At 60.8% G+C, this 18,469-nt stretch carries 21 protein-coding genes; 14 read left to right on the forward strand and 7 right to left on the reverse strand.

The features are described from left to right. Positions 1 to 30: 30 nt before the first annotated feature. Positions 31 to 1,221: a sulfate adenylyltransferase gene (gene sat / locus BLW36_RS06380; RefSeq protein WP_211567142.1), complete on the reverse strand. Its 1,191-nt coding sequence runs from the start codon at positions 1,219 to 1,221 to the stop codon at positions 31 to 33. 204 nt (positions 1,222 to 1,425) lie between these two features. Between sat and BLW36_RS06385 the strand changes: the two genes are divergently transcribed. Both BLW36_RS06385 and BLW36_RS06390 read left to right on the forward strand, forming a co-directional pair. Further along, positions 1,426 to 2,571 carry a S1C family serine protease gene (locus BLW36_RS06385; RefSeq protein WP_091386241.1) on the forward strand — a complete coding sequence of 382 codons (1,146 nt, stop codon included), beginning with the start codon at positions 1,426 to 1,428 and terminating at the stop codon, positions 2,569 to 2,571. Between the two features lie 23 nt (positions 2,572 to 2,594). After that, positions 2,595 to 3,032 (forward strand): nuclear transport factor 2 family protein, encoded by a 438-nt coding sequence (locus BLW36_RS06390; RefSeq protein WP_091386244.1) that lies wholly within the window; start codon positions 2,595 to 2,597, stop codon positions 3,030 to 3,032. A gap of 44 nt (positions 3,033 to 3,076) precedes the next feature. Here the strand turns inward: BLW36_RS06390 and hisD are convergent, their stop codons facing one another. The 5 genes from hisD to BLW36_RS06415 all read right to left on the reverse strand — a co-directional run bounded on the left by hisD (position 3,077) and on the right by BLW36_RS06415 (position 7,461). Next, the gene (gene hisD / locus BLW36_RS06395) at positions 3,077 to 4,384 is read right to left on the reverse strand and encodes a histidinol dehydrogenase (protein ID WP_091386246.1); all 1,308 of its coding nucleotides are present in this window, start codon (positions 4,382 to 4,384) and stop codon (positions 3,077 to 3,079) included. Between the two features lie 24 nt (positions 4,385 to 4,408). Continuing rightward, complete coding sequence (gene hisG / locus BLW36_RS06400; RefSeq protein ID WP_091387007.1) at positions 4,409 to 5,038, reverse strand: ATP phosphoribosyltransferase; 630 nt, start codon at positions 5,036 to 5,038, stop codon at positions 4,409 to 4,411. Positions 5,039 to 5,191: 153 nt separating this feature from the next. Next, positions 5,192 to 6,454 (reverse strand): UDP-N-acetylglucosamine 1-carboxyvinyltransferase, encoded by a 1,263-nt coding sequence (gene murA / locus BLW36_RS06405; RefSeq protein ID WP_091386248.1) that lies wholly within the window; start codon positions 6,452 to 6,454, stop codon positions 5,192 to 5,194. 27 nt (positions 6,455 to 6,481) lie between these two features. Beyond that, positions 6,482 to 6,715, reverse strand: coding sequence for a BolA family protein (locus tag BLW36_RS06410; protein ID WP_091387008.1), 234 nt, complete (start codon positions 6,713 to 6,715; stop codon positions 6,482 to 6,484). Between the two features lie 92 nt (positions 6,716 to 6,807). Further along, positions 6,808 to 7,461: an MlaC/ttg2D family ABC transporter substrate-binding protein gene (locus BLW36_RS06415; RefSeq protein ID WP_244506148.1), complete on the reverse strand. Its 654-nt coding sequence runs from the start codon at positions 7,459 to 7,461 to the stop codon at positions 6,808 to 6,810. A gap of 440 nt (positions 7,462 to 7,901) precedes the next feature. Between BLW36_RS06415 and BLW36_RS06420 the strand changes: the two genes are divergently transcribed. The 12 genes from BLW36_RS06420 (at position 7,902) to yjgA (ending at position 17,536) form a co-directional block, all read left to right on the forward strand. Continuing rightward, the gene (locus tag BLW36_RS06420; RefSeq protein ID WP_091386250.1) at positions 7,902 to 8,873 is read left to right on the forward strand and encodes a KpsF/GutQ family sugar-phosphate isomerase; all 972 of its coding nucleotides are present in this window, start codon (positions 7,902 to 7,904) and stop codon (positions 8,871 to 8,873) included. An 89-nt stretch (positions 8,874 to 8,962) separates the two neighbouring features. Beyond that, positions 8,963 to 9,517, forward strand: coding sequence for a KdsC family phosphatase (locus BLW36_RS06425; protein ID WP_091386252.1), 555 nt, complete (start codon positions 8,963 to 8,965; stop codon positions 9,515 to 9,517). After that, positions 9,517 to 10,083 carry an LPS export ABC transporter periplasmic protein LptC gene (lptC, locus tag BLW36_RS06430; RefSeq protein WP_091386254.1) on the forward strand — a complete coding sequence of 189 codons (567 nt, stop codon included), beginning with the start codon at positions 9,517 to 9,519 and terminating at the stop codon, positions 10,081 to 10,083. Before BLW36_RS06425 ends, lptC begins: the two co-directional genes overlap by 1 nt. Further along, a complete protein-coding gene (gene lptA, locus BLW36_RS06435; RefSeq protein WP_091386256.1) occupies positions 10,070 to 10,624 on the forward strand; it encodes a lipopolysaccharide transport periplasmic protein LptA in 555 nt (184 codons plus the stop codon). Before lptC ends, lptA begins: the two co-directional genes overlap by 14 nt. 116 nt (positions 10,625 to 10,740) lie before the next feature. After that, on the forward strand, positions 10,741 to 11,466 hold the full coding sequence (gene lptB / locus BLW36_RS06440) for an LPS export ABC transporter ATP-binding protein (RefSeq protein WP_091386257.1): 726 nt from the start codon (positions 10,741 to 10,743) through the stop codon (positions 11,464 to 11,466). A 192-nt stretch (positions 11,467 to 11,658) separates the two neighbouring features. Next, positions 11,659 to 13,110, forward strand: coding sequence for an RNA polymerase factor sigma-54 (locus tag BLW36_RS06445; protein WP_091386259.1), 1,452 nt, complete (start codon positions 11,659 to 11,661; stop codon positions 13,108 to 13,110). A gap of 250 nt (positions 13,111 to 13,360) precedes the next feature. Continuing rightward, positions 13,361 to 13,651: a ribosome hibernation-promoting factor, HPF/YfiA family gene (gene hpf, locus BLW36_RS06450; RefSeq protein ID WP_091386261.1), complete on the forward strand. Its 291-nt coding sequence runs from the start codon at positions 13,361 to 13,363 to the stop codon at positions 13,649 to 13,651. 3 nt (positions 13,652 to 13,654) lie between these two features. Continuing rightward, complete coding sequence (gene ptsN, locus BLW36_RS06455) at positions 13,655 to 14,116, forward strand: PTS IIA-like nitrogen regulatory protein PtsN (RefSeq protein ID WP_091386263.1); 462 nt, start codon at positions 13,655 to 13,657, stop codon at positions 14,114 to 14,116. 123 nt (positions 14,117 to 14,239) lie between these two features. After that, positions 14,240 to 15,121, forward strand: coding sequence for an RNase adapter RapZ (gene rapZ, locus BLW36_RS06460; RefSeq protein ID WP_091386265.1), 882 nt, complete (start codon positions 14,240 to 14,242; stop codon positions 15,119 to 15,121). 32 nt (positions 15,122 to 15,153) lie between these two features. Beyond that, positions 15,154 to 15,423 (forward strand): HPr family phosphocarrier protein, encoded by a 270-nt coding sequence (locus tag BLW36_RS06465; protein ID WP_091386267.1) that lies wholly within the window; start codon positions 15,154 to 15,156, stop codon positions 15,421 to 15,423. Between the two features lie 121 nt (positions 15,424 to 15,544). Further along, positions 15,545 to 16,912: a magnesium transporter gene (gene mgtE, locus BLW36_RS06470; RefSeq protein ID WP_091386269.1), complete on the forward strand. Its 1,368-nt coding sequence runs from the start codon at positions 15,545 to 15,547 to the stop codon at positions 16,910 to 16,912. A gap of 108 nt (positions 16,913 to 17,020) precedes the next feature. Beyond that, the gene (gene yjgA, locus BLW36_RS06475) at positions 17,021 to 17,536 is read left to right on the forward strand and encodes a ribosome biogenesis factor YjgA (protein WP_091386271.1); all 516 of its coding nucleotides are present in this window, start codon (positions 17,021 to 17,023) and stop codon (positions 17,534 to 17,536) included. A gap of 71 nt (positions 17,537 to 17,607) precedes the next feature. On the opposite strand, the gene BLW36_RS06480 is transcribed toward yjgA, so the two are convergent. Then, entirely contained in the window at positions 17,608 to 18,444 is an 837-nt protein-coding gene (locus BLW36_RS06480) for a hypothetical protein (RefSeq protein WP_091387012.1), read from the reverse strand. Positions 18,445 to 18,469: the final 25 nt, after the last annotated feature.

The following is an 18,469-nucleotide window of genomic DNA, read 5'->3' on the forward strand; positions in this document are numbered from 1 at the left end:
AAGGGCGGGTAAATACCCGCCCTTTCTTGTTTACAGATTCTGATAGTAATCCATCAGGATCTGCGCCACTTCCGGGCGGGAAAACTCTGGCGGCGGTGCAATACCGTCACCCAGCATTTCGCGCACCTTGGTACCGGACAGCAGGATAAAGTCCTCTTTGGTGTGATCCGGCACATCGCGCATCATCACCACCTTATTCAGCTTTTTTGAGTAGGCCGTGTGGTCCGCACGGAAGATCTCAATCTCCAGTGCCCCCTCCGGCACCTTCTCGTCGAAGATGCTCTGCGCGTCGAAGGCACCGTAGTAGTCCCCCACCCCGGCATGATCCCGACCGACGATCAGGTGGCTGCAGCCACAGTTCTGACGGAATACCGCGTGCAGCACCGCCTCGCGCGGGCCGGCATACAACATATCGAAACCGTAGCCGGTCACCATGACGGTATTGGCTGGGAAGTAGAGCTCCACCATCTTGCGGATGGACGCGTCGCGCACCGGCGCGGGAATATCACCCGGCTTCAACTGCCCCAGCAGCATGTGGATCAGGACAGCATCGGCGTCCACGCCATCCAGGGCCATCTTGCACAGCTCCTCATGGGCGCGGTGCATCGGGTTGCGGGTCTGGAAAGCCACCACCTTGCTCCAACCGCGCTCGATGAACTCGTTGCGGATCTCCACCGCAGTACGGAAGGTATCCGGGAAGTCACTCTGGAAGTAGCTGAAGTTCAGCACCTCGATCGGACCCGAAATCATCTTGCGGCCGGCGGCCTTGAAGGTAGCGACACCGGGATGTTTCTCGTCGAGGGTGCCGAACACATGCTCGACCATGGTGTCCATCTGCTCTTCGGAGACCGTCTCGATCGCCTCGACGTCCATGATCGCGAGCACCGGGTTGCCCTCGACATTCGGGTCGCGCAGGGCAATACGGGAGGCACCCTCGATGGCGGCGGTGTCTTTCACCATGTTCACCACCGGAACCGGCCAGAACAGGCCGTCCACCGTGCGTAGTGTCTCGGCGACACTCAGCGCATCGGCCAGGTTCATATAGCCGTGCAGCGGATTGAAGTAACCCGCCCCCAGCATCACTGCATTGGCTGCAGCCGCAGAACTGACCACGATCGACGGCAGGGACTCCGCCTCGTGCATCAGCTGGTGATGTCTTTCACTGTCGTAAACAAACCGGGGCTGCAGCTCAACGCTACCGTGGGGGCGAACCAGGGACATATTGGTCTCCAAACAAGCAATTGCCGATAAATCTTGAAATTTTGGAGCCGCCATTATACGGATCTGCGGCCCCCAACCAATGACCGGTGAACCGAAATCTTGCCAGCCTGCAGACTGACGTCCACCTGAAGGGCTCTGCGCCCATGGTTCCGGCGGTTCCGGCCCGCGAGCCATGTATAATGGCCGCAAATTGAGGAGTCGCGAGTGTCCCTACAACGTTTTTTCCAGGAATGGGCCGCCCCCGCCGGTATCGGCCTCGCCGTGGCGGCGCTACTGCTGCTGGCATTTCCGCAGCTGCGCGGTGGCGCCCCCAAACCTGCGGCGGACGAATGGCAGGGCCCGGTTTCCTATGCCCGGGCGGTGAGTCTCGCCGGTCCCGCGGTGGTCAACATCTACACCCGCAAGGCGGTACCCCAACGCCAGCACCCGCTGTTCAACGATCCCCTGTTCCGCCGCCTGTTCGACAGCATGAACCTGCCGCAGCGCGAGCGGATGCAGTCCAACCTGGGGTCGGGCGTGATCGTCAGCGACGACGGCTATATCCTGACCAATCACCATGTCGTCGATCAGGCAGATGCCATCGTGGTATTGCTGGCCGACGGCCGCGAGGCCCAGGCACAGCTCGTCGGCAGTGATATCGATTTCGATCTGGCGGTGCTGAAAGTCGAGCTGTCCAACCTGACCTCCATCGAAGTCGGCGACCCGGAGAAAACCCAGGTAGGCGACGTGGTACTGGCAATCGGCAACCCCTTCGGGGTCGGCCAGACGGTTACCCAGGGCATTATCAGTGCCACCGGCCGCTATCTGGAAAACAACGGCACCGGCGGCTATCTGCAGAACTTCCTGCAGACCGATGCGGCGGTCAACCCGGGCAACTCCGGCGGCGCCCTGGTGGATGCGCACGGCCGCCTGCTCGGCATCAATACCTCCATCCTGAACCAATCCGGTTACTCAGGCGGCATCAGCTTCGCGATACCGGCCAATATCGCCTTCAAGGTGATGCAGGACATCATCGAATACGGGCGTGTGGTACCCGGCTGGCTCGGCATTGAAGCAAGTGCGATAACACCGCAACTGGCGCGTGCCTTTCACCTACAGTCCACGAACGGTGTGATTATCACCGCCATCTACAATCAGGGCCCGGCGCACCAGGCCGGCCTCAAGCCCGGAGATGTCATCACCCATATCGATGGTCAGCCGATCAATGACGGTAAACGGGGCATTGCCACCATGGCTACACTGCGCCCGGGGGATACCGTTTCGATCACCTTTGTCCGCAAAGGTGTGGCCGATACGGTGCAGGCAACCGTATCGGAAAGACCCAAGGCACAACGCCGCAGCGAACCATAAACAAAGCAATAAGAGGGACGATTATGCGTGCTCTACTAGGTATTCTGCTTTTCGCTTTACTCGCCGCACAGGCCAGTGCCGGCGATCGGGAACAGTTGCGACAGCAGCTCGACCAGTTTCTGGCCGGCGCCGCCGGCGATGCCGATGTTCACCAGCGTTTCTGGGCCGACGACCTGATTTACACCAGCTCATCCGGCCGCCGTTTCGGCAAAGACGTGATCATGCAGGGTCTGGAAGGGGCGAAAGGCCAGCCGGTCACTGCGAGCTACCGAGCCGAAGAGGTTGATATTCGGCTGTTCGACGACACAGCGGTGGTCGCGTTCAAACTGGTGGGAGAAGACCGATCCTCTGGCGAGGCGGTTACCAGCCACTATTTCAATACCGGTACCTTCGTAAAAAGAAACGGGGAATGGCGGGCAGTCGCCTGGCAGGCGACCAAGATACCGGGCGAGGACAAATAGGACCGAGTTACTGTAACCCCCGCGTCAATCCTCGACCCGACGCTCTATTCTGTGACCCGATAAAGGGCCGAGCGCGCATGCGCTTCCAACCCCTCGCCGCGCGCCAGCGTCCCGGCGACGCGGCCGAGCTTATCCGCACCTTCCGGCGAACAGTAGATGATCGAGCTGCGCTTCTGGAAATCGTAGACCCCCAGTGGCGACGAGAAACGCGCGGTACCGCTGGTGGGCAGTACGTGGTTGGGGCCCGCACAATAGTCACCCAAGGCCTCGGCGGTGTGCCGGCCGAGGAAGATGGCGCCGGCATGGCGAATCTGCGCCAGGTATTGTTCCGGGTCCTCGACGGAAACTTCCAAGTGCTCAGGGGCAATGCGGTTTGACAGTGCCAATGCCTCCTCAATGCTCGCCACCTGAATCAGCGCACCGCGCCCGGCCAGTGACTGAGCCGCAATCTCCCGACGCGGCAATTCATCCAGCAACCTGCTCAGCGATTTCTCCACCGCATCCAGGAACGCGGTATCCGGGCTGAGCAGAATCGACTGCGCCTGCTGATCGTGCTCGGCCTGCGACAGCAGATCCATGGCAATCCAATCCGGATCCGTCTTGCCATCGCAGATCACCAGGATTTCCGAGGGGCCGGCGATCATGTCAATGGCGACTCGACCGAAAACCGCGCGCTTGGCGGCAGCGACAAAGATATTGCCGGGCCCGACAATCTTGTCCACCTGCGGAACCGACTCGGTACCGTAGGCCAGCGCCGCCACCGCCTGAGCCCCACCGATGGTGTACAACTGATCCACGCCGGCGATGGCAGCGGCAGCCAGCACCAGGTCATTGAGCTGACCGTCCGGCGCCGGCACCACCATCGCGACACAGTCGACTCCGGCTACTTTGGCCGGGATCGCATTCATCAGCACCGAGGACGGATAGCTGGCCTTGCCACCGGGCACATAGATACCGACCCGCTCCATTGGCGTGATCTGCTGGCCGAGCACGGTGCCGTCGCTCTCCTCGTATCGCCAGGACTCCTGCAGCTGGCGCTGGTGGTATGCGCGCACCCGCTCCGCAGCCGCCTCCAGCGCCTGCCGTTCCGCCGCCGGAATGCGTTCCAGGGCGGCGCCCAGCGCGGCTTGCGGCAAACAGAATTCGCTGCCGCTTTGCAGCTGGCGACGATCGAAGCGGTTTGTATATTCGATGACCGCCGCATCGCCGCGAGTGCGTACCTGCTGCAGAATCTCCGCTACAGTGGCTTCGACACGGGTATCGGCAACGGACTCCCAGGCCAGCAGTTGCTGCAGCTGCGTATCGAAGTCACTGTCTGCGGCGTTCAGCCGGCGAATGCTGTCGGTGGTCATGGTCGCTTTCGTTCGGAAATGGATTCAGTCTGGCTTTACCGCGGCGGCCAGTTTCTCGATCAGTGCGTTGATGGGCTGATATTTCATTTTCATCGACGCCTTATTGACGATCAGGCGGCTGCTGACATGCGCGATCGTATCGCGGGCTTCCAGCCCGTTTGCCTTCAAGGTGTTGCCGGTATCGACGATATCGACAATTTCATCGGCCAGATCCATCAGCGGCGCCAGCTCCATGGCTCCGTACAGCTTGATGATATCCGCTTGGCGGCCCTGGGCCGCATAGTAGCGTTTGGCGCTCTGCACAAATTTGGTCGCCACCTTGATACGCCCGCGCGGCCGTTCCGCACCCTGGATGCCGGCGGTCATCAGGCGGCAACGGGCTATACCCAGATCCAGCGGCTCATAAATGCCGTCGACACCGTGCTCGAGCAGCGTATCCTTGCCCGCCACCCCCAGATCCGCCGCACCGTGCTGCACATAGGTGGGCACATCCACGCCGCGCAGTATCAACAGGCGCACGCCCTGCTGGTTGGTGGGAAAAATCAGCTTGCGGCTCTTGGAAATATCTTCCAAAGGCTCCAGTCCCGCGGCCGCCAGCAGCGGCAGGGTTTCCTTCAGAATTCTTCCTTTGGTCAGGGCGATGGTGATTTGCATGGCGTTTATGATTTTGCAGCTGCCCTTTCCGGGCATCGGGCGGTCCCACTTACGGGACAGATTGTAACTACTTCCCTGTACGCAGCTCGCGGCCGATGAAAGCCGCAAAAGACCCCGCGTCAGCGCGGGATCTTCGCATCCAGTCCTTGCTTATCAGCCGGGCACACGGCGAATATTCGCCCCCAGCTGCTGCAGTTTTTCCTCGATACACTCGTAACCGCGGTCGATATGGTAGATGCGGTCCACAATGGTGGTGCCCTCGGCGACCATGCCGGCGATCACCAGGCTGGCAGAAGCGCGCAGGTCCGAGGCCATCACCGGAGCGCCCTTCAGCTTCTCCACGCCGGTGACAATGGCGGTGTTGCCCTCCAGCAGGATATTGGCGCCCATGCGGTTGAGCTCATGCACCTGAATCAGGCGGTTCTCGAAAATGGTCTCCACCACTGCACCCTTGCCCTCCGCCACCGCGTTCATTGCGGTGAACTGGGACTGCATGTCGGTGGGAAATGCCGGATAGGGAGCGGTGCGGAAGCTGACGGCTTTCGGGCGGTTGCCCTTCATATCCAACTCGATCCAGTCATCGCCGATACTCAGGTGCGCGCCGGCCTCTTCAAACTTGACCAGCACCGCATCGAGAATGTCGGCGCGGGTATGGGTCAGGCGCACCTTGCCGCGCGCCGCGGCCGCCGCCGCAAGGAAAGTGCCGGTTTCGATGCGATCCGGCATGACCGTGAAAGTACAGGGGTTCAGTCGCGACACGCCGTGCACGCGCAGGGTATCGGTACCGACACCTTCGATCTGCGCACCCATCGCGATCAAAAACTCTGCAAGATCGACGATCTCCGGCTCACGCGCGGCGTTGTGCAGTACCGTAGTGCCCTCGGCCAGCACCGCAGCCATCAGCAGGTTTTCTGTGCCACCGACAGTGACCTTTTCCATCACGATGTTGGCGCCTTTCAGGCGACCGTTGGAGCGAGCGCGGATAAAGCCCTCGTCGATGGTGATCTCCGCACCCATGGCCTCGAGGCCCTTCAGGTGGATGTCAACGGGACGGCTGCCGATAGCGCAACCGCCGGGGAAGGACACATTGGCCACGCCATGGCGGGCCAGTAGCGGACCGAGCACCAGGATCGAAGCGCGCATGGTCTTCACCAGCTCGTACGGCGCGGTGAGATCGTTGACCGAGCGCGGATCTATCTCCACCCCCAGCTTCTCGTCGATAGTGACGTCGCACCCCATGCACCGCAACAGGGTGATCATGGTCGTGATGTCGTTCAGGTGCGGCAGGTTGTGGATGTGCACCGGCCCATCCGCCAGTAACGCGGCGGCAAGAATCGGCAGCGCAGCATTTTTCGCGCCGGAAATCTTCAGGGTTCCGGAGATGGGGCTGCCGCCCTCAATTATTAACTTATCCATTCGGTCTCGCGTATCGATGGCCGGCTATTACCGGCCGGCTTCTTCCGGGGTGAGCGTCTGCATCTGCACCGCATGTAATGTGCCGTCTGCGATCTTGTCGCTGAGGGCGGCGTAGACCAGCTGCTGTTTCTTCAGCCGGCTCAGACCTTCAAATGCGCTGCTGACGACTGTCACCATCAGGTGGCTGCCCTCGAAGGCAACATCAGCACGACTTTCAGGAATATGCCCCTCGATCAGGGCCTTGATTTCATCGGGTTGCATAGGCGGGAATAGCGTTGAGTTGAAAAACAGCGCGCAAGTGTACTGGAAACCGACCGGTCGCGCAGCCGCGGCGCGATCCCGGTCAGAGCCGATCAACCTACCTGGTCGGCAACATCCTTGGCTGCGGACCAGTTGGCGATCACCTTGTCGAGGTCACCATGAGTCTGCATGGATTGGGCGAACTGGCTGCGGAAAGTCTTGCCCAGGTTGACGCCGTTGAGGATCACATTGATCAGCTTCCACTGTCCCGAACGATTGCGCACCAGGGTATAGGAGACCTTGGTGATACCTTCTTTACTGCGCACTTCCTGCAATACGTTGACGCGATTGCCGTTCGGAGCACTGCCGGGATTGACAACCTTTACATCCATATCGCCGAAAGTGGCCACGCCACGGGCAAAGGTTGCCACCAGATCACGGCGAAAAGCGCTGGTAAAGCGTGAGCGCTGCGCGGCAGTCGCCTGCTTGGCATAACGCCCCATGACACCGCGGGCGATAAAGTCGAAGTCCACCACCGGGGTCAGCACGCCGTCCACTGCGCTGTAGTAGCGCTGCGGGTCTGAGTTCAGGTATTGAGCGTTGGAGCGAATCACACCCAGCAGGTTCTGGGATACCCCCTCGATCATGACGTAGGGGTTCTGAGCGGCACTGGCTGAGGGTGCCCAGGCAGACACCAGTAAAGCGCAGAGAAGGGCCTTCGCCCACAGCATAAAGCCGTGCCGATCAATCATTGAAGATGCGTTCACAAAAATTCTCCCATTGGCAAATCGTTCCTTGGACGCACATGGCGCAGATTAGTGCCATGGCGACGCCGTTTTCTTCGGCATCAAGCCGGACTTCTAGAGTCTGTCGATCATCCGCTAAGCGACAGAGCTGACAGAGACGGCGGCAGACTATACCATGGCCGCGCCCGATGATGTGGTCGCACATCACAAGCCCGCTGCCATCCGTCGCTATATAAGGTGTTTTACACCGAATTCAACGATTCGGCGGCGCGGGTAAATAGAGATTAGCACGACAAGCTGCCGGCCGGACGCATCCCCGGCCCCACGCAGCCGTCGCAATTGCGACCACACATAGGGTGCCCGGTCGCTGCCGGACACCCTTTTGGAGGCCGTTTCACGACAATACGGCACTTTTTGGATGTACCTACACTCAAATAGAAGCGATTAACTAGAGACACTCAATGACCCAGGACCCGATTTTGCAAGCGGGACGCCGCACGATCCTGATGGAAACGGAAGCCGTCGCCGCGCTGGAAAACAGAGTCAACGACGACTTCAAACGCGCTTGCGAACTGATCCTGCAGTGCCGCGGGCGCACCATCGTTACCGGTATGGGCAAGTCCGGACATATCGGTCGCAAGATCGCCGCCACCCTTGCCAGCACCGGCACTCCCAGCTTTTTCGTACATCCGGGCGAGGCCAGTCACGGCGACCTCGGCATGATCACCCGCGATGACCTGGTGATCGCCATTTCCAATTCCGGCTCTTCGGCGGAAGTGCTCACGCTGCTGCCGCTGCTGAAGCGCCTCGGCATCCCGATGATCAGCATGGCCGGCAAGGCCGATTCGCCGCTGGCCCAGGCCGCCGATGTCAATCTGGATATCGCCGTGGAAACCGAGGCCTGCCCGTTGAACCTGGCCCCCACATCCTCAACCACGGTGACCCTGGTAATGGGAGACGCCCTGGCCGTCGCACTGCTGGAGGCCCGCGGTTTCACCGCCGAGGATTTCGCCTTTTCCCACCCCGGCGGCGCCCTCGGCAGGCGGCTGTTGCTGAAAGTGGAAGATGTGATGCACGCCGGCGACGAACTGCCACAGGTATCGCCCGAGACCCTGCTGTCCAAGGCGCTGCTGGAAATGACCAGCAAGGGCTTCGGCATGACGACCGTCGTCGATCACAAGGGCACACTGCTCGGCGTATTCACCGACGGCGACCTGCGCCGGGTCATCGACCACAAAGTGGAACTGGACAAGGCCACCATGGATGAAGTCATGAGCCGTCGCCCGAAGACCGTGTCCGCGGAAACTCTGGCTGCGGAGGCGCTGCGTATCATGGAGGATCACAAGATCACGGCGCTGGTGGTAGAGGACGAGGCGCATCATCCGGTTGGCGTCCTGCATATGCACGACATATTGCGCGCCGGAGTGATCTGATCCTACCGACAAGAGATCACTGAAACCTGACAAGAAGGCGCCAGCCGCAACTGTGGCGCCGCTTTACCGCATTTAAGGACAACCGCTCTGTGATACCTGAAGAAAAACTAAACAGCGCCCTGCGTCAGGTTCGCTGGCTGGTGCTGGACGTAGATGGCGTACTGACCGACGGCAGGCTCTATTTCGACAACAACGGCAACGAACTCAAGACCTTCAATACCCTCGACGGTCACGGCATCAAGATGCTGCAGAAATCCGGCGTGCGTGTGGCGATCATCACCGGCCGCCGCAGCGCGGTTGTGGAGCGGCGCGCCCACGATCTGGGGATCAACAAGCTGATACAGGGCCGCGAGGACAAGTTCTCCGCACTCCAGGAGCTGTTCGCGGACGACCCCTGCCGCCTCGAGGACATCGCCTATGTGGGCGACGACTATCCGGATCTGCTGGTAATGACCCGCATCGGCTGCCCGATCTCAGTACCGGATGCCGCCCCGCCGGTGCGCGAGCGCGCGCTGTGGATCACCGAGGCGCGCGGTGGCGAAGGCGCCGTGCGCGAAGTGTGCGACCGCATTATGCAAGCCCAGGGCACCTTCGACGCGGCGCTGGCGCCCTACCTCGCCCCGGCGGCCCCGGGGGAGCACTGATGCGCACCTGGCTGCCGCTGGTTATTGTCGTGCTGCTGATCAGTGCCGGGCTCTGGTTCTCTGAAAGCCCGCCCCAGGAGCTGCTCGGCAAGCGGCCGACCCCACAGCAGCAGAAAGGCGCTGCCGACCTGGTGATCCACGGCGCCAAGACACGCCACTTCAACCAGGAGGGCACCCTCGCCTATCGCGTGGATGCCGAGAAGATCACCTTCTTCAAGTTCGAGCGGCGCGATCGCGCCGACCTGACTGAGCCGCGTATACTCTTCTATCAGCAGGACAAGCCGAAGTGGCGCACCGAATCCAGAAGCGGGATCGCCCACAACAACGGCCGCCGGGTGGTATTGCGCGGCGATGTGGAAATCACCGAGATGCCGGCGCCGGGCGGCATCAAGCTGAACACCCAGAGCATCACCATTAAGCCGCGTGAGGAATACGCCGAGACGGACAAAGTTGTTAAGATTACCGCCGGCCCAAACAGCACTACCGGCAAAGGCCTGCGCGCCTTCCTGAAAGAGGACCGAGTGGAAATCCTCTCCGACGTAAAGAGCAGCTATGAAACCGAATAACTTTTGTCGCCACCTGCAGATCTTTGCTACCGCAACCCTGCTGGCCCTGACTACCCCTCAGCTCCAGGCGCTGCAGAGCGACCGCGAACAGCCCATCAAGGTGCAGGCCAAGAAACTGGAAGCCAACCGCAGCTCAAACCTGTCTGTCTACAGCGGCAATGTGGTCATTACCCAGGGCTCACTGGAGATTCGCGCCGATCGCGTCGAGGTCCACGGCAATGCCAGCGGCGAGATCAGTCGCGTTATCGCCACCGGCAAGCCCGCCCATTTCCAGCAACAGATGCAACAGAGCCAGAGCCCCGTCAAGGCCCGCGCCCGCCGCATCGAGTACACCGTAGCTTCCGACGAACTGCACCTGACCGGGGATGCCCATGTCGACCGCGACGGTAACACACTGACCGCCGAGAAGATCGACTACGACCTGAACAGCGAACAGATGCAGGCTCAGGGCCAGTCCGGAGAAGGCCGCGTGGAAATGATCTGGAAGCCGGAGAAAAAGGACAACAACCAACAGGCCGGAGAGACGCCGCAGAACCAGTAGCGGCCCCACTCCGCCAACAACTGGATAAGTGCGCCGCACCTTTGCGCAGAGACCAATCCGGCATTGGACAGCCTTCTATCGTCCAGCCGCCGGACAGACAGAATTCGGAACATATTATGCCGACGCTGAAAGCGTTACACCTCGCCAAACAGTACAAGAAAAGAAAAGTTGTCCAGGACGTTTCTGTCAGCGTTACCAGCGGCCAGGTAGTGGGTCTGCTCGGCCCGAATGGGGCCGGCAAGACCACCTGCTTCTATATGATTGCCGGTTTGGTGCAGGCTGATGCCGGCCGGGTACTGATCGATGACGAGGATATCACCCGCCTGTCCATGCACGGACGGGCGCGCAAGGGGATCGGCTACCTGCCCCAGGAGGCCTCCGTATTCCGCCGCCTATCGGTGCGCGACAATATCCTCGCCATTCTCGAGACCCGCAAGGACCTGTCCCGCGCCGAACGGCAGCAACAGGTGCAGGAACTGCTGCAGGAGTTCAACATCACCCATATCGAGAACAGCCTCGGCATGGCCCTGTCCGGCGGCGAACGACGCCGGGTGGAGATAGCCCGCGCACTGGCCACGGATCCCAACTTCGTCTTGCTGGATGAACCCTTTGCCGGCGTTGACCCCATCTCGGTTAACGATATCAAGCAGATCATCCGCCACCTGCGCGACCGCGGCATCGGCGTGCTGATCACCGACCACAATGTGCGCGAAACCCTCGATATCTGCGAGACGGCCTATATCGTCAGCGAAGGCCATATCATCGCCGCCGGCACACCGGCAGAGGTACTCGCCAACCAGCAGGTACGCGAAGTCTATTTGGGACACGAATTCACGATTTAAGCCCTGCCCACCCTTCTGGTCCCCCGTTTTGGAGAGTGACCGAAAATTCATCACCACTCGCCGGACCCAGCCGAAATTGCGACCGCAGTTTCGGCACAGTTATTGCTTGTAATCCGCCAATCAGGGGGTTAGTCTGCTGCGTCTTGGATATTTTGAAGCAGCATCCGCCGCCTTGGCCTGCAGTTCCCCACTATGAAGCAGTCTCTCCAGTTAAAGCTCGGCACACAGCTGACGATGACGCCCCAGCTACAACAGGCCATTCGCCTGCTGCAGCTGTCGACGCTGGATCTTCAGCAGGAAGTGCAGTCGGCACTGGACAGCAACCCACTGCTTGAAATGGAAGGCGAGGAGCAGGCGCCAGCGGAGCCCCAGCAGAATCAGCAATCAGCGGAGCCCGGCGCTAGCGACGACAGTGCGCACAACAGCGGCGAGCGGGACAGTGAGGGCGACTGGAACCAGGATATCCCCGACGAATTGCCGGTGGACACTCGCTGGGACGACATCTACAGCGGCGGCAGCTACAGCGGCGACGGCGACGAACTGGCGCTCGAGCAGCGCAACTCCGCCCCGGACAGTCTGCAGGACCACCTGCTCTGGCAGCTCAATCTCACCACCTTATCGGCGCACGACAAACTGATCGGCGAGAATCTGATTGACGGCATAGCCCCGAATGGCTTCCTGGAAACCCCTCTCGGCGAAATCGCCGCAGATCTCGACGCGGAAGAGGATGAGGTCCTCACCGTACTCAAGACCATCCAGCAGTTCGAGCCCGCCGGCTGTGGCGCGCGCGACCTGCGCGAGTGTCTGCTGCTGCAACTGCACCAGCTGCCGGCCAACACTCCCTGGCTGGAGCAGGCGCAGCTGGTGGTAGATCGCCATCTGGATCTGCTCGGCAAACGCGATTTCCGCCAGCTCAGCCGGCGCACGCGCCTGAACGAAGCCCAGCTGGGCGACGTAGTGCGGCTCATCCAGACCCTTAACCCCTACCCCGGCGAAGCCTTCGGCGGCGAGGAACCCCAATATGTGGTGCCGGACATCATCGTCCGTCGCCGGGAGCACCGCTGGCTGGTGGAACTGAATCCGGAGACCACGCCGCGGCTGCGCATCAACGGCGACTACGCCGCCCTGATCAAGCGCGCCGACAACTCCACGGAAAACAACTTCCTGCGCGACAACCTTCAGGAAGCACGCTGGTTTCTCAAGAGCCTGCAAAGCCGCAACGAGACACTGTTAAAGGTGGCTTCCTGCATCGTCGAGAAGCAGCAAGCGTTCTTCGAGCTGGGTCCGGAGGCGATGAAACCCATGGTGCTGGCCGATATCGCGGAGACCATCGGCATGCACGAGTCCACCATCTCCCGGGTCACCACGCAGAAATACATGCTGACCCCCCGCGGTGTTTTCGAGCTCAAATACTTCTTCTCCAGCCACGTGAGCACCGACTCCGGCGAAGACGCCTCGTCCACCGCCATTCGCGCGATGATCCGCAAGCTCATCGACGCCGAGATACCGCGCAAACCGCTATCCGACAACAAGATCACCCAGGAACTGGACAAGCAGGGTATCAAGGTGGCCCGGCGCACCGTGGCCAAGTACCGCGAGTCCATGGGTATCCCCTCCTCCAGCGAGCGCAAGCGCCTGGTCTAGCACCGCGGGCAGGCCTACTGCCCGGAGCACCAAATTGGCAGCCGCAGGGTGCACCGACGCAACGTCGCACGCAGATAATTGACCAGAATAAAAAGGCTGGTCGCAAATTCACGGGCGCCCGTTGCCACCCGGGCCGCGACCAATGTCCAAACTTTGAGTGTATCCTTCCATTCTGGCGTACTTCCTAGTAGGGTTGCCGCCCAGATGGGGGGTCGCGCCGCTACGCGATGCACTCGATAAGGAGCAATCCATGCAGATCAACATTAGTGGTCACCACGTCGATTTAACTCCACCCATTCGCGATTACTGCGAAAGCAAGCTGGAAAAACTCTCCCGGCACTATGACAACATTACCAATGCCCACGTAATTCTCTCCGTCGAAAAACTGATTCAGAAAGCCGAAGCCAGGGTGCACATCAACGGGCACGACCTCTGCGCCGGCTCCGAAGACAAAGACATGTATGCGGCCATCGACGCACTCGCCGACAAGCTGGACCGCCAACTGAAAAAACACAAAGAGAAGTTGCAGAACCACCGCTGAACTATGACATTGGAAGCATTACTCTCTCCCCGCCTGAGTCTTTGCCACCTGGCGGGGAGCAGCAAAAAGAAGTTGCTGCTCAATATTGCCCAGGCCATCGCCGAACAATATCCACAACACGACTCCGACACCATCTTCAACCAGCTGATCGCCCGCGAACGCCTGGGATCCACCGGTATTGGCGATGGCGTCGCTATCCCTCACTGTCGCCTGCCCGGCTGTGAGCGACCCATTGGTGTCCTCTGCACCACCCAACCCGCCATCGATTTCGACGCGGTAGACCGCCAACCGGTGGATCTCCTGTTTGCGCTATTGGTACCGGAAGACGCCGAGCAGGAACACCTGGAAACCCTGGCGGAAATCGCCGCCCTCTTCTCCGATAGCCGGGTAAGAGAAAAACTGCGCCAAGCGGAGAGCGGGGATGAGCTCTACGCACTGGCCATCGACAGTGCCGCCGCTGCATAATCTGACACAGAAAATAGGTTGCCTTCGATGACATGAGCGCTATCGGCGCCGTCTCCGCTCGCGTCATTACGGCAGCTTGTTGCTTTTCGAACAGTTCGCGCTGCATGAAGAAAGGATTTCCCTATGCGCCTGGTGATTATCAGTGGCCGCTCCGGTTCCGGAAAAAGCTCTGCCTTGCAGTTGCTGGAGGATGTCGGTTTTAACTGTATCGACAACCTGCCCGCCAGCCTGCTGCCGGAGCTGATCAAGCGGGTGCGCGAACAGCCGCCGATTGACAGTACCCCAGGCTCTCTGGGCAGTCCCCGCCTCGCCCTGGGTATCGATGCGCGCAACCTTTGGCAGGATGTGCAGCAGGCTCCGCGAGTAATCGAATCACTGCGGGAGAGCGGCGTACAGTGCGATGTCATCTATCTCGATGCGCGCTCACCGGTACTGGTGCAGCGCTTCAGCGAAACCCGCCGCAAACACCCCCTCAGCGACGACCGCACCCACCTGCTGGAAGCATTGAACCGGGAAAAGGAACTGCTCGCGCCGGTTTCCGCAATGGCCGACATGGTGATCGATACCAGCAGCCTCAGCCTGCATCAGCTGCGCGACCTGATAAAGACGCGGGTGGTGGGCGATGGATCGGAGGGCATGGCCATCCTGTTTCAGTCCTTCGGCTTCAAGCACGGCGTACCGGTAGACGCAGACCTGGTATTTGATCTGCGCTGCCTGCCGAACCCCTACTGGGTAGCGGAGCTGCGCCAGAAGACGGGCCTGGATCCGGAAGTGGTCGAGTTCCTGCGCACGCATCCCGAAACCGACGCGATGGAGCGGGATATCAGCCAGTTCCTGCAGCACTGGCTACCCTCCTATCAAAAGAGCAACCGCAGCTACACCTGCATTTCAGTCGGTTGCACCGGCGGCCGCCACCGCTCCGTTTATATGGTGGAGCAGCTGGCCAAGACCTTCGCCGGCCAGTTCGACAATGTGCAGGTTCGCCACCGCGAACAGCAAAAATAAAACCCGACATCAGCCGGAAACACCGACGTCCCATGCAGAAAAGTCGCCTAACGATCATCAACAAACTCGGCCTTCACGCCCGTGCAGCGAGTAAATTTGCGCAGACCTCGGCACGCTTCTCTGCCAACGTCAGGGTGCACTGCGGGGGCAAATGCGTGGACGGTAAAAGCGTTATGGCGCTGATGTTATTGGCGGCTGGCAAGGGCACCGAACTGGAACTCGAGATCGAGGGCCGCGACGAAGACGCTGCGCTCTGTGCCATATGCGAACTGGTGGCCGATCGCTTTGGCGAGGCCGAGTGAACAATGCGCACTTGTGCCCGGCAGCATGTGGATAGATAGCGGCGATAGGCATAGAATCGCCGCTGACTAAGCAGCACCGATTTTCGACCACCCACCACCTTCAATGCAGTAAGGAATCACCGTGTCCAGCCCTCCCCCCGCAGAAATCAAGTTCCGCGCGCAGAACCAGCTGGGTGAACTGTTTGCGGCACTGGATAGCGGTACCGGGCGCGAGGTGCGGCGCATGCTCAGCACCCTCACCCCGCAGAGTATTGCCCAACTGCTCGAGAGTTCCCCGCCCCGCATCCGCCAGGTACTGTGGAAGCTGATCGACAAAGACGTCGAAGGCGAGGTGCTGCAAGAGCTCACCGACGAGGTGCGAAGCCAGATTCTCGCCACCATGGACACGGAGGAAATGGTGGCGGTGATGGAGGGGCTCGACGCCGATGACGTCGCCGACATACTCCAGGATCTGCCCGAGCGGGTGATGGCGGAAGTCCTCTCCGCTATGAGCGCAACCGACCGCCGGCGGGTCGAGAGCGTACTCGCCTACGACGAGGAGACCGCCGGCGGCCTGATGGACACGGATACCATTTCCGTGCGCCCCAACCTGACCCTCGACGTGGTGCTGCGCTACCTGCGCCGCCACGAGCAACTGCCCGAGTCCACCGACAGCCTGTTTGTGGTCAATCGCCAGGGCCAGTACATCGGGTTGCTGCCGCTTGCCAAGCTGCTTACCACCGACCCGGCGGTAACGGTGCGCGAAGTGGTCAACACCGACGTGGAGCCCATTCCGGCCGACATGCCCGACACCGAGGTGGCGCGGCTATTCGAGAAGTATGATTGGATCACCGCGCCGGTGGTGGACGAGAACAACCGCCTGGTGGGGCGTATCACCATCGACGACGTCGTGGACGTGATCCGTGAGGGCGCGGACCACTCACTGATGAGTCTCGCGGGTCTGGACGAAGAGGAAGACACTTTTGCCCCGGTACGCCGCACGGCGCGGCGGCGCGCGCTGTGGCTCGGTATCAACCTGCTCACCGCACTGCTGGCATCCTGGGTGATCAGCCTGTTCCAGGGCACACTGGACAAGGTGGTGGCGCTGGCGATCCTGATGCCGATCGTCGCCAGCATGGGCGGCGTCGCCGGCAGCCAGACCCTGACGGTGGTGATCCGCGGCATGGCCCTCGGCCAGATCGGCCGCAGCAACCTCGGCTGGCTGATGTCGCGCGAGCTCGGGTCCGCGATACTTAATGCACTGCTCTGGTCTGTGGTGATGGGTGTGATCGCCGGTCTCTGGTTCGGGGATCAGCGCATCGCGATCATTATCATCGCCGCGATGGTGATCAACCTGGTCACCGCCGCCCTCGCCGGCGCGGTCCTGCCGGTGGCACTGCGCGCCATGCGCATCGACCCGGCCCTGGCCGGCGGCGTGGCCCTCACCACGGTCACCGACGTTGTGGGCTTTATGTCCTTCCTCGGCCTCGCCACCTGGTATTACGGCTGAAATCACTAATCTTAGAAGGTCGCCCCGGCGCCCCAAACAGGGCTTGCGACAGTGGTCGAAAACGGTATCGGGGCGGACCGCCCCTAGGGCAATGAATTGGAAAGCGGAATGTACGAAGACGACGATTACGAAGACGACCTGCCGAAGAGCAAGACCAAAGTCAAACAGGAAATGCACGAACTGCAGGACTTGGGCAAACAGCTGACCGAGCTGTCCAAAGCGCAGCTGGCTGAAGTGCCTATCGATGCGGACCTGCAGGAAGCGATCGACACCCTGCACCGGATCAAATCCAATGAGGCGCGTCGTCGCCAGATGCAGTACATCGGCAAACTTATGCGCAGCGCCGACAGCGAGGCGATCGAAGAGGTGTTAGACCGGTTCAAGGAGCGCGACCAGCAGCACCTGCGCTTCGACAAGATGGCCGAGGACTGGCGCGAACGCCTGTTGCAGGAAGGCAACCCGGCGCAGAGCGACTTCTTCGATCGCTATCCGCAGGCAGATCACCAGCAGTTGCGCCAGCTGGTACGCGATTCCAACAAGGAAATAAAGAACAACAAGCCGCCGACCAACCGGCGCAAGCTGTTCCGATTTTTGCGGGATTTCTTTATGCAGGAAGGGCAGTAGACAGACTGCGGCCGCTATTTTTCCGCAACCACGGCGCGGAGGCGAACACCCGGTTCGCCTCCGCGTAGTATTTACTCCCCGCTGGTCTCAGCCTGCCACTCAAAGAGGTTCAACTCGATAAAGAAGAATGCCACCAGCCATAGGAAGGCATCCCAGAAATCCAGGAAGCTGCCGCTGAAGCCCCAATAGATTGCACACAGGAACAGGGTGAAATACAGCACCGCTTTCACCAGCTGCGAGTAGCGCATGATTCGATCGGACAGCTCGTGGCGCAGCTGCAGCCATACCTCGAACGCGAGAATCACCACCACCAGTAGCCAGGCACCGGCGTTGATCACGTCTGTCCAGGCGAGCCATTCAATTTCGCGCCAGACCGCCGTGTCGCCGAGAATCTGTACGTCGGCCAGCCGCAGCACACGGGCATCCGCCAGGGTGGTGCAGTTCGCCGCCGTCAGCGGCACATACTCGTCCTGCGCCACGACCAACTGCCAGCCCCCCTGCGCCGCCAGCTCACAGACGGGCTGCGCCACCGACGCCAGGTCGGATACGTACACCATCTCGGCCACATAGCCGTAGAAGGAGTACACGATGAACAGGTAACAGAAGGCCGATATGGCGTTAAGCGTCCACTTGATCCAGCCGCGAATCCTGTGATCCGCGAGGACAAATGTCTCCAGCTCGAACACCAGCAGCAACAGCACCCAGGCCAGGGTATCGATGGAATCGTTGTAGGCCTCGATCACCCGGCTCCATTGCAGGCCATCGCCAAACACAGAGCCGGCGGCGGCATGATTGTCCAGAAAAAAGGCGTAGACGTTATAGGCGAGTAACAGGTAAACGGTGTATTTGAATACCCGGAAAAGCGTGTAGCGGTTGTTGGGCAACGCCACCGAAGCCATCTCGGACATCAGCACGGACCTCTGTAGATTATTG

Origin of the sequence: Microbulbifer marinus, assembly GCF_900107725.1 — a bacterium.
In the GTDB taxonomy this organism is placed as follows: Bacteria; Pseudomonadota; Gammaproteobacteria; order Pseudomonadales; family Cellvibrionaceae; genus Microbulbifer; species Microbulbifer marinus.

Excerpts from the sequence above, each read along its gene's own strand:
- BLW36_RS06390 (WP_091386244.1), top strand. The coding sequence starts at position 2,595 with ATGCGTGCTCTACTAGGTATTCTGCTTTTCGCTTTACTCGCCGCACAG.
- hisG (WP_091387007.1), bottom strand. The coding sequence starts at position 5,038 with ATGCAAATCACCATCGCCCTGACCAAAGGAAGAATTCTGAAGGAAACC.
- murA (WP_091386248.1), bottom strand. The coding sequence starts at position 6,454 with ATGGATAAGTTAATAATTGAGGGCGGCAGCCCCATCTCCGGAACCCTG.
- lptA (WP_091386256.1), top strand. The coding sequence starts at position 10,070 with ATGAAACCGAATAACTTTTGTCGCCACCTGCAGATCTTTGCTACCGCA.
- ptsN (WP_091386263.1), top strand. The coding sequence starts at position 13,655 with ATGACATTGGAAGCATTACTCTCTCCCCGCCTGAGTCTTTGCCACCTG.
- hpf (WP_091386261.1), top strand. The coding sequence starts at position 13,361 with ATGCAGATCAACATTAGTGGTCACCACGTCGATTTAACTCCACCCATT.
- lptB (WP_091386257.1), top strand. The coding sequence starts at position 10,741 with ATGCCGACGCTGAAAGCGTTACACCTCGCCAAACAGTACAAGAAAAGA.
- rapZ (WP_091386265.1), top strand. The coding sequence starts at position 14,240 with ATGCGCCTGGTGATTATCAGTGGCCGCTCCGGTTCCGGAAAAAGCTCT.
- sat (WP_211567142.1), bottom strand. The coding sequence starts at position 1,221 with ATGTCCCTGGTTCGCCCCCACGGTAGCGTTGAGCTGCAGCCCCGGTTT.
- hisD (WP_091386246.1), bottom strand. The coding sequence starts at position 4,384 with ATGACCACCGACAGCATTCGCCGGCTGAACGCCGCAGACAGTGACTTC.
- BLW36_RS06465 (WP_091386267.1), top strand. The coding sequence starts at position 15,154 with ATGCAGAAAAGTCGCCTAACGATCATCAACAAACTCGGCCTTCACGCC.
- lptC (WP_091386254.1), top strand. The coding sequence starts at position 9,517 with ATGCGCACCTGGCTGCCGCTGGTTATTGTCGTGCTGCTGATCAGTGCC.
- BLW36_RS06445 (WP_091386259.1), top strand. The coding sequence starts at position 11,659 with ATGAAGCAGTCTCTCCAGTTAAAGCTCGGCACACAGCTGACGATGACG.
- BLW36_RS06410 (WP_091387008.1), bottom strand. The coding sequence starts at position 6,715 with ATGCAACCCGATGAAATCAAGGCCCTGATCGAGGGGCATATTCCTGAA.
- yjgA (WP_091386271.1), top strand. The coding sequence starts at position 17,021 with ATGTACGAAGACGACGATTACGAAGACGACCTGCCGAAGAGCAAGACC.
- BLW36_RS06480 (WP_091387012.1), bottom strand. The coding sequence starts at position 18,444 with ATGTCCGAGATGGCTTCGGTGGCGTTGCCCAACAACCGCTACACGCTT.
- BLW36_RS06420 (WP_091386250.1), top strand. The coding sequence starts at position 7,902 with ATGACCCAGGACCCGATTTTGCAAGCGGGACGCCGCACGATCCTGATG.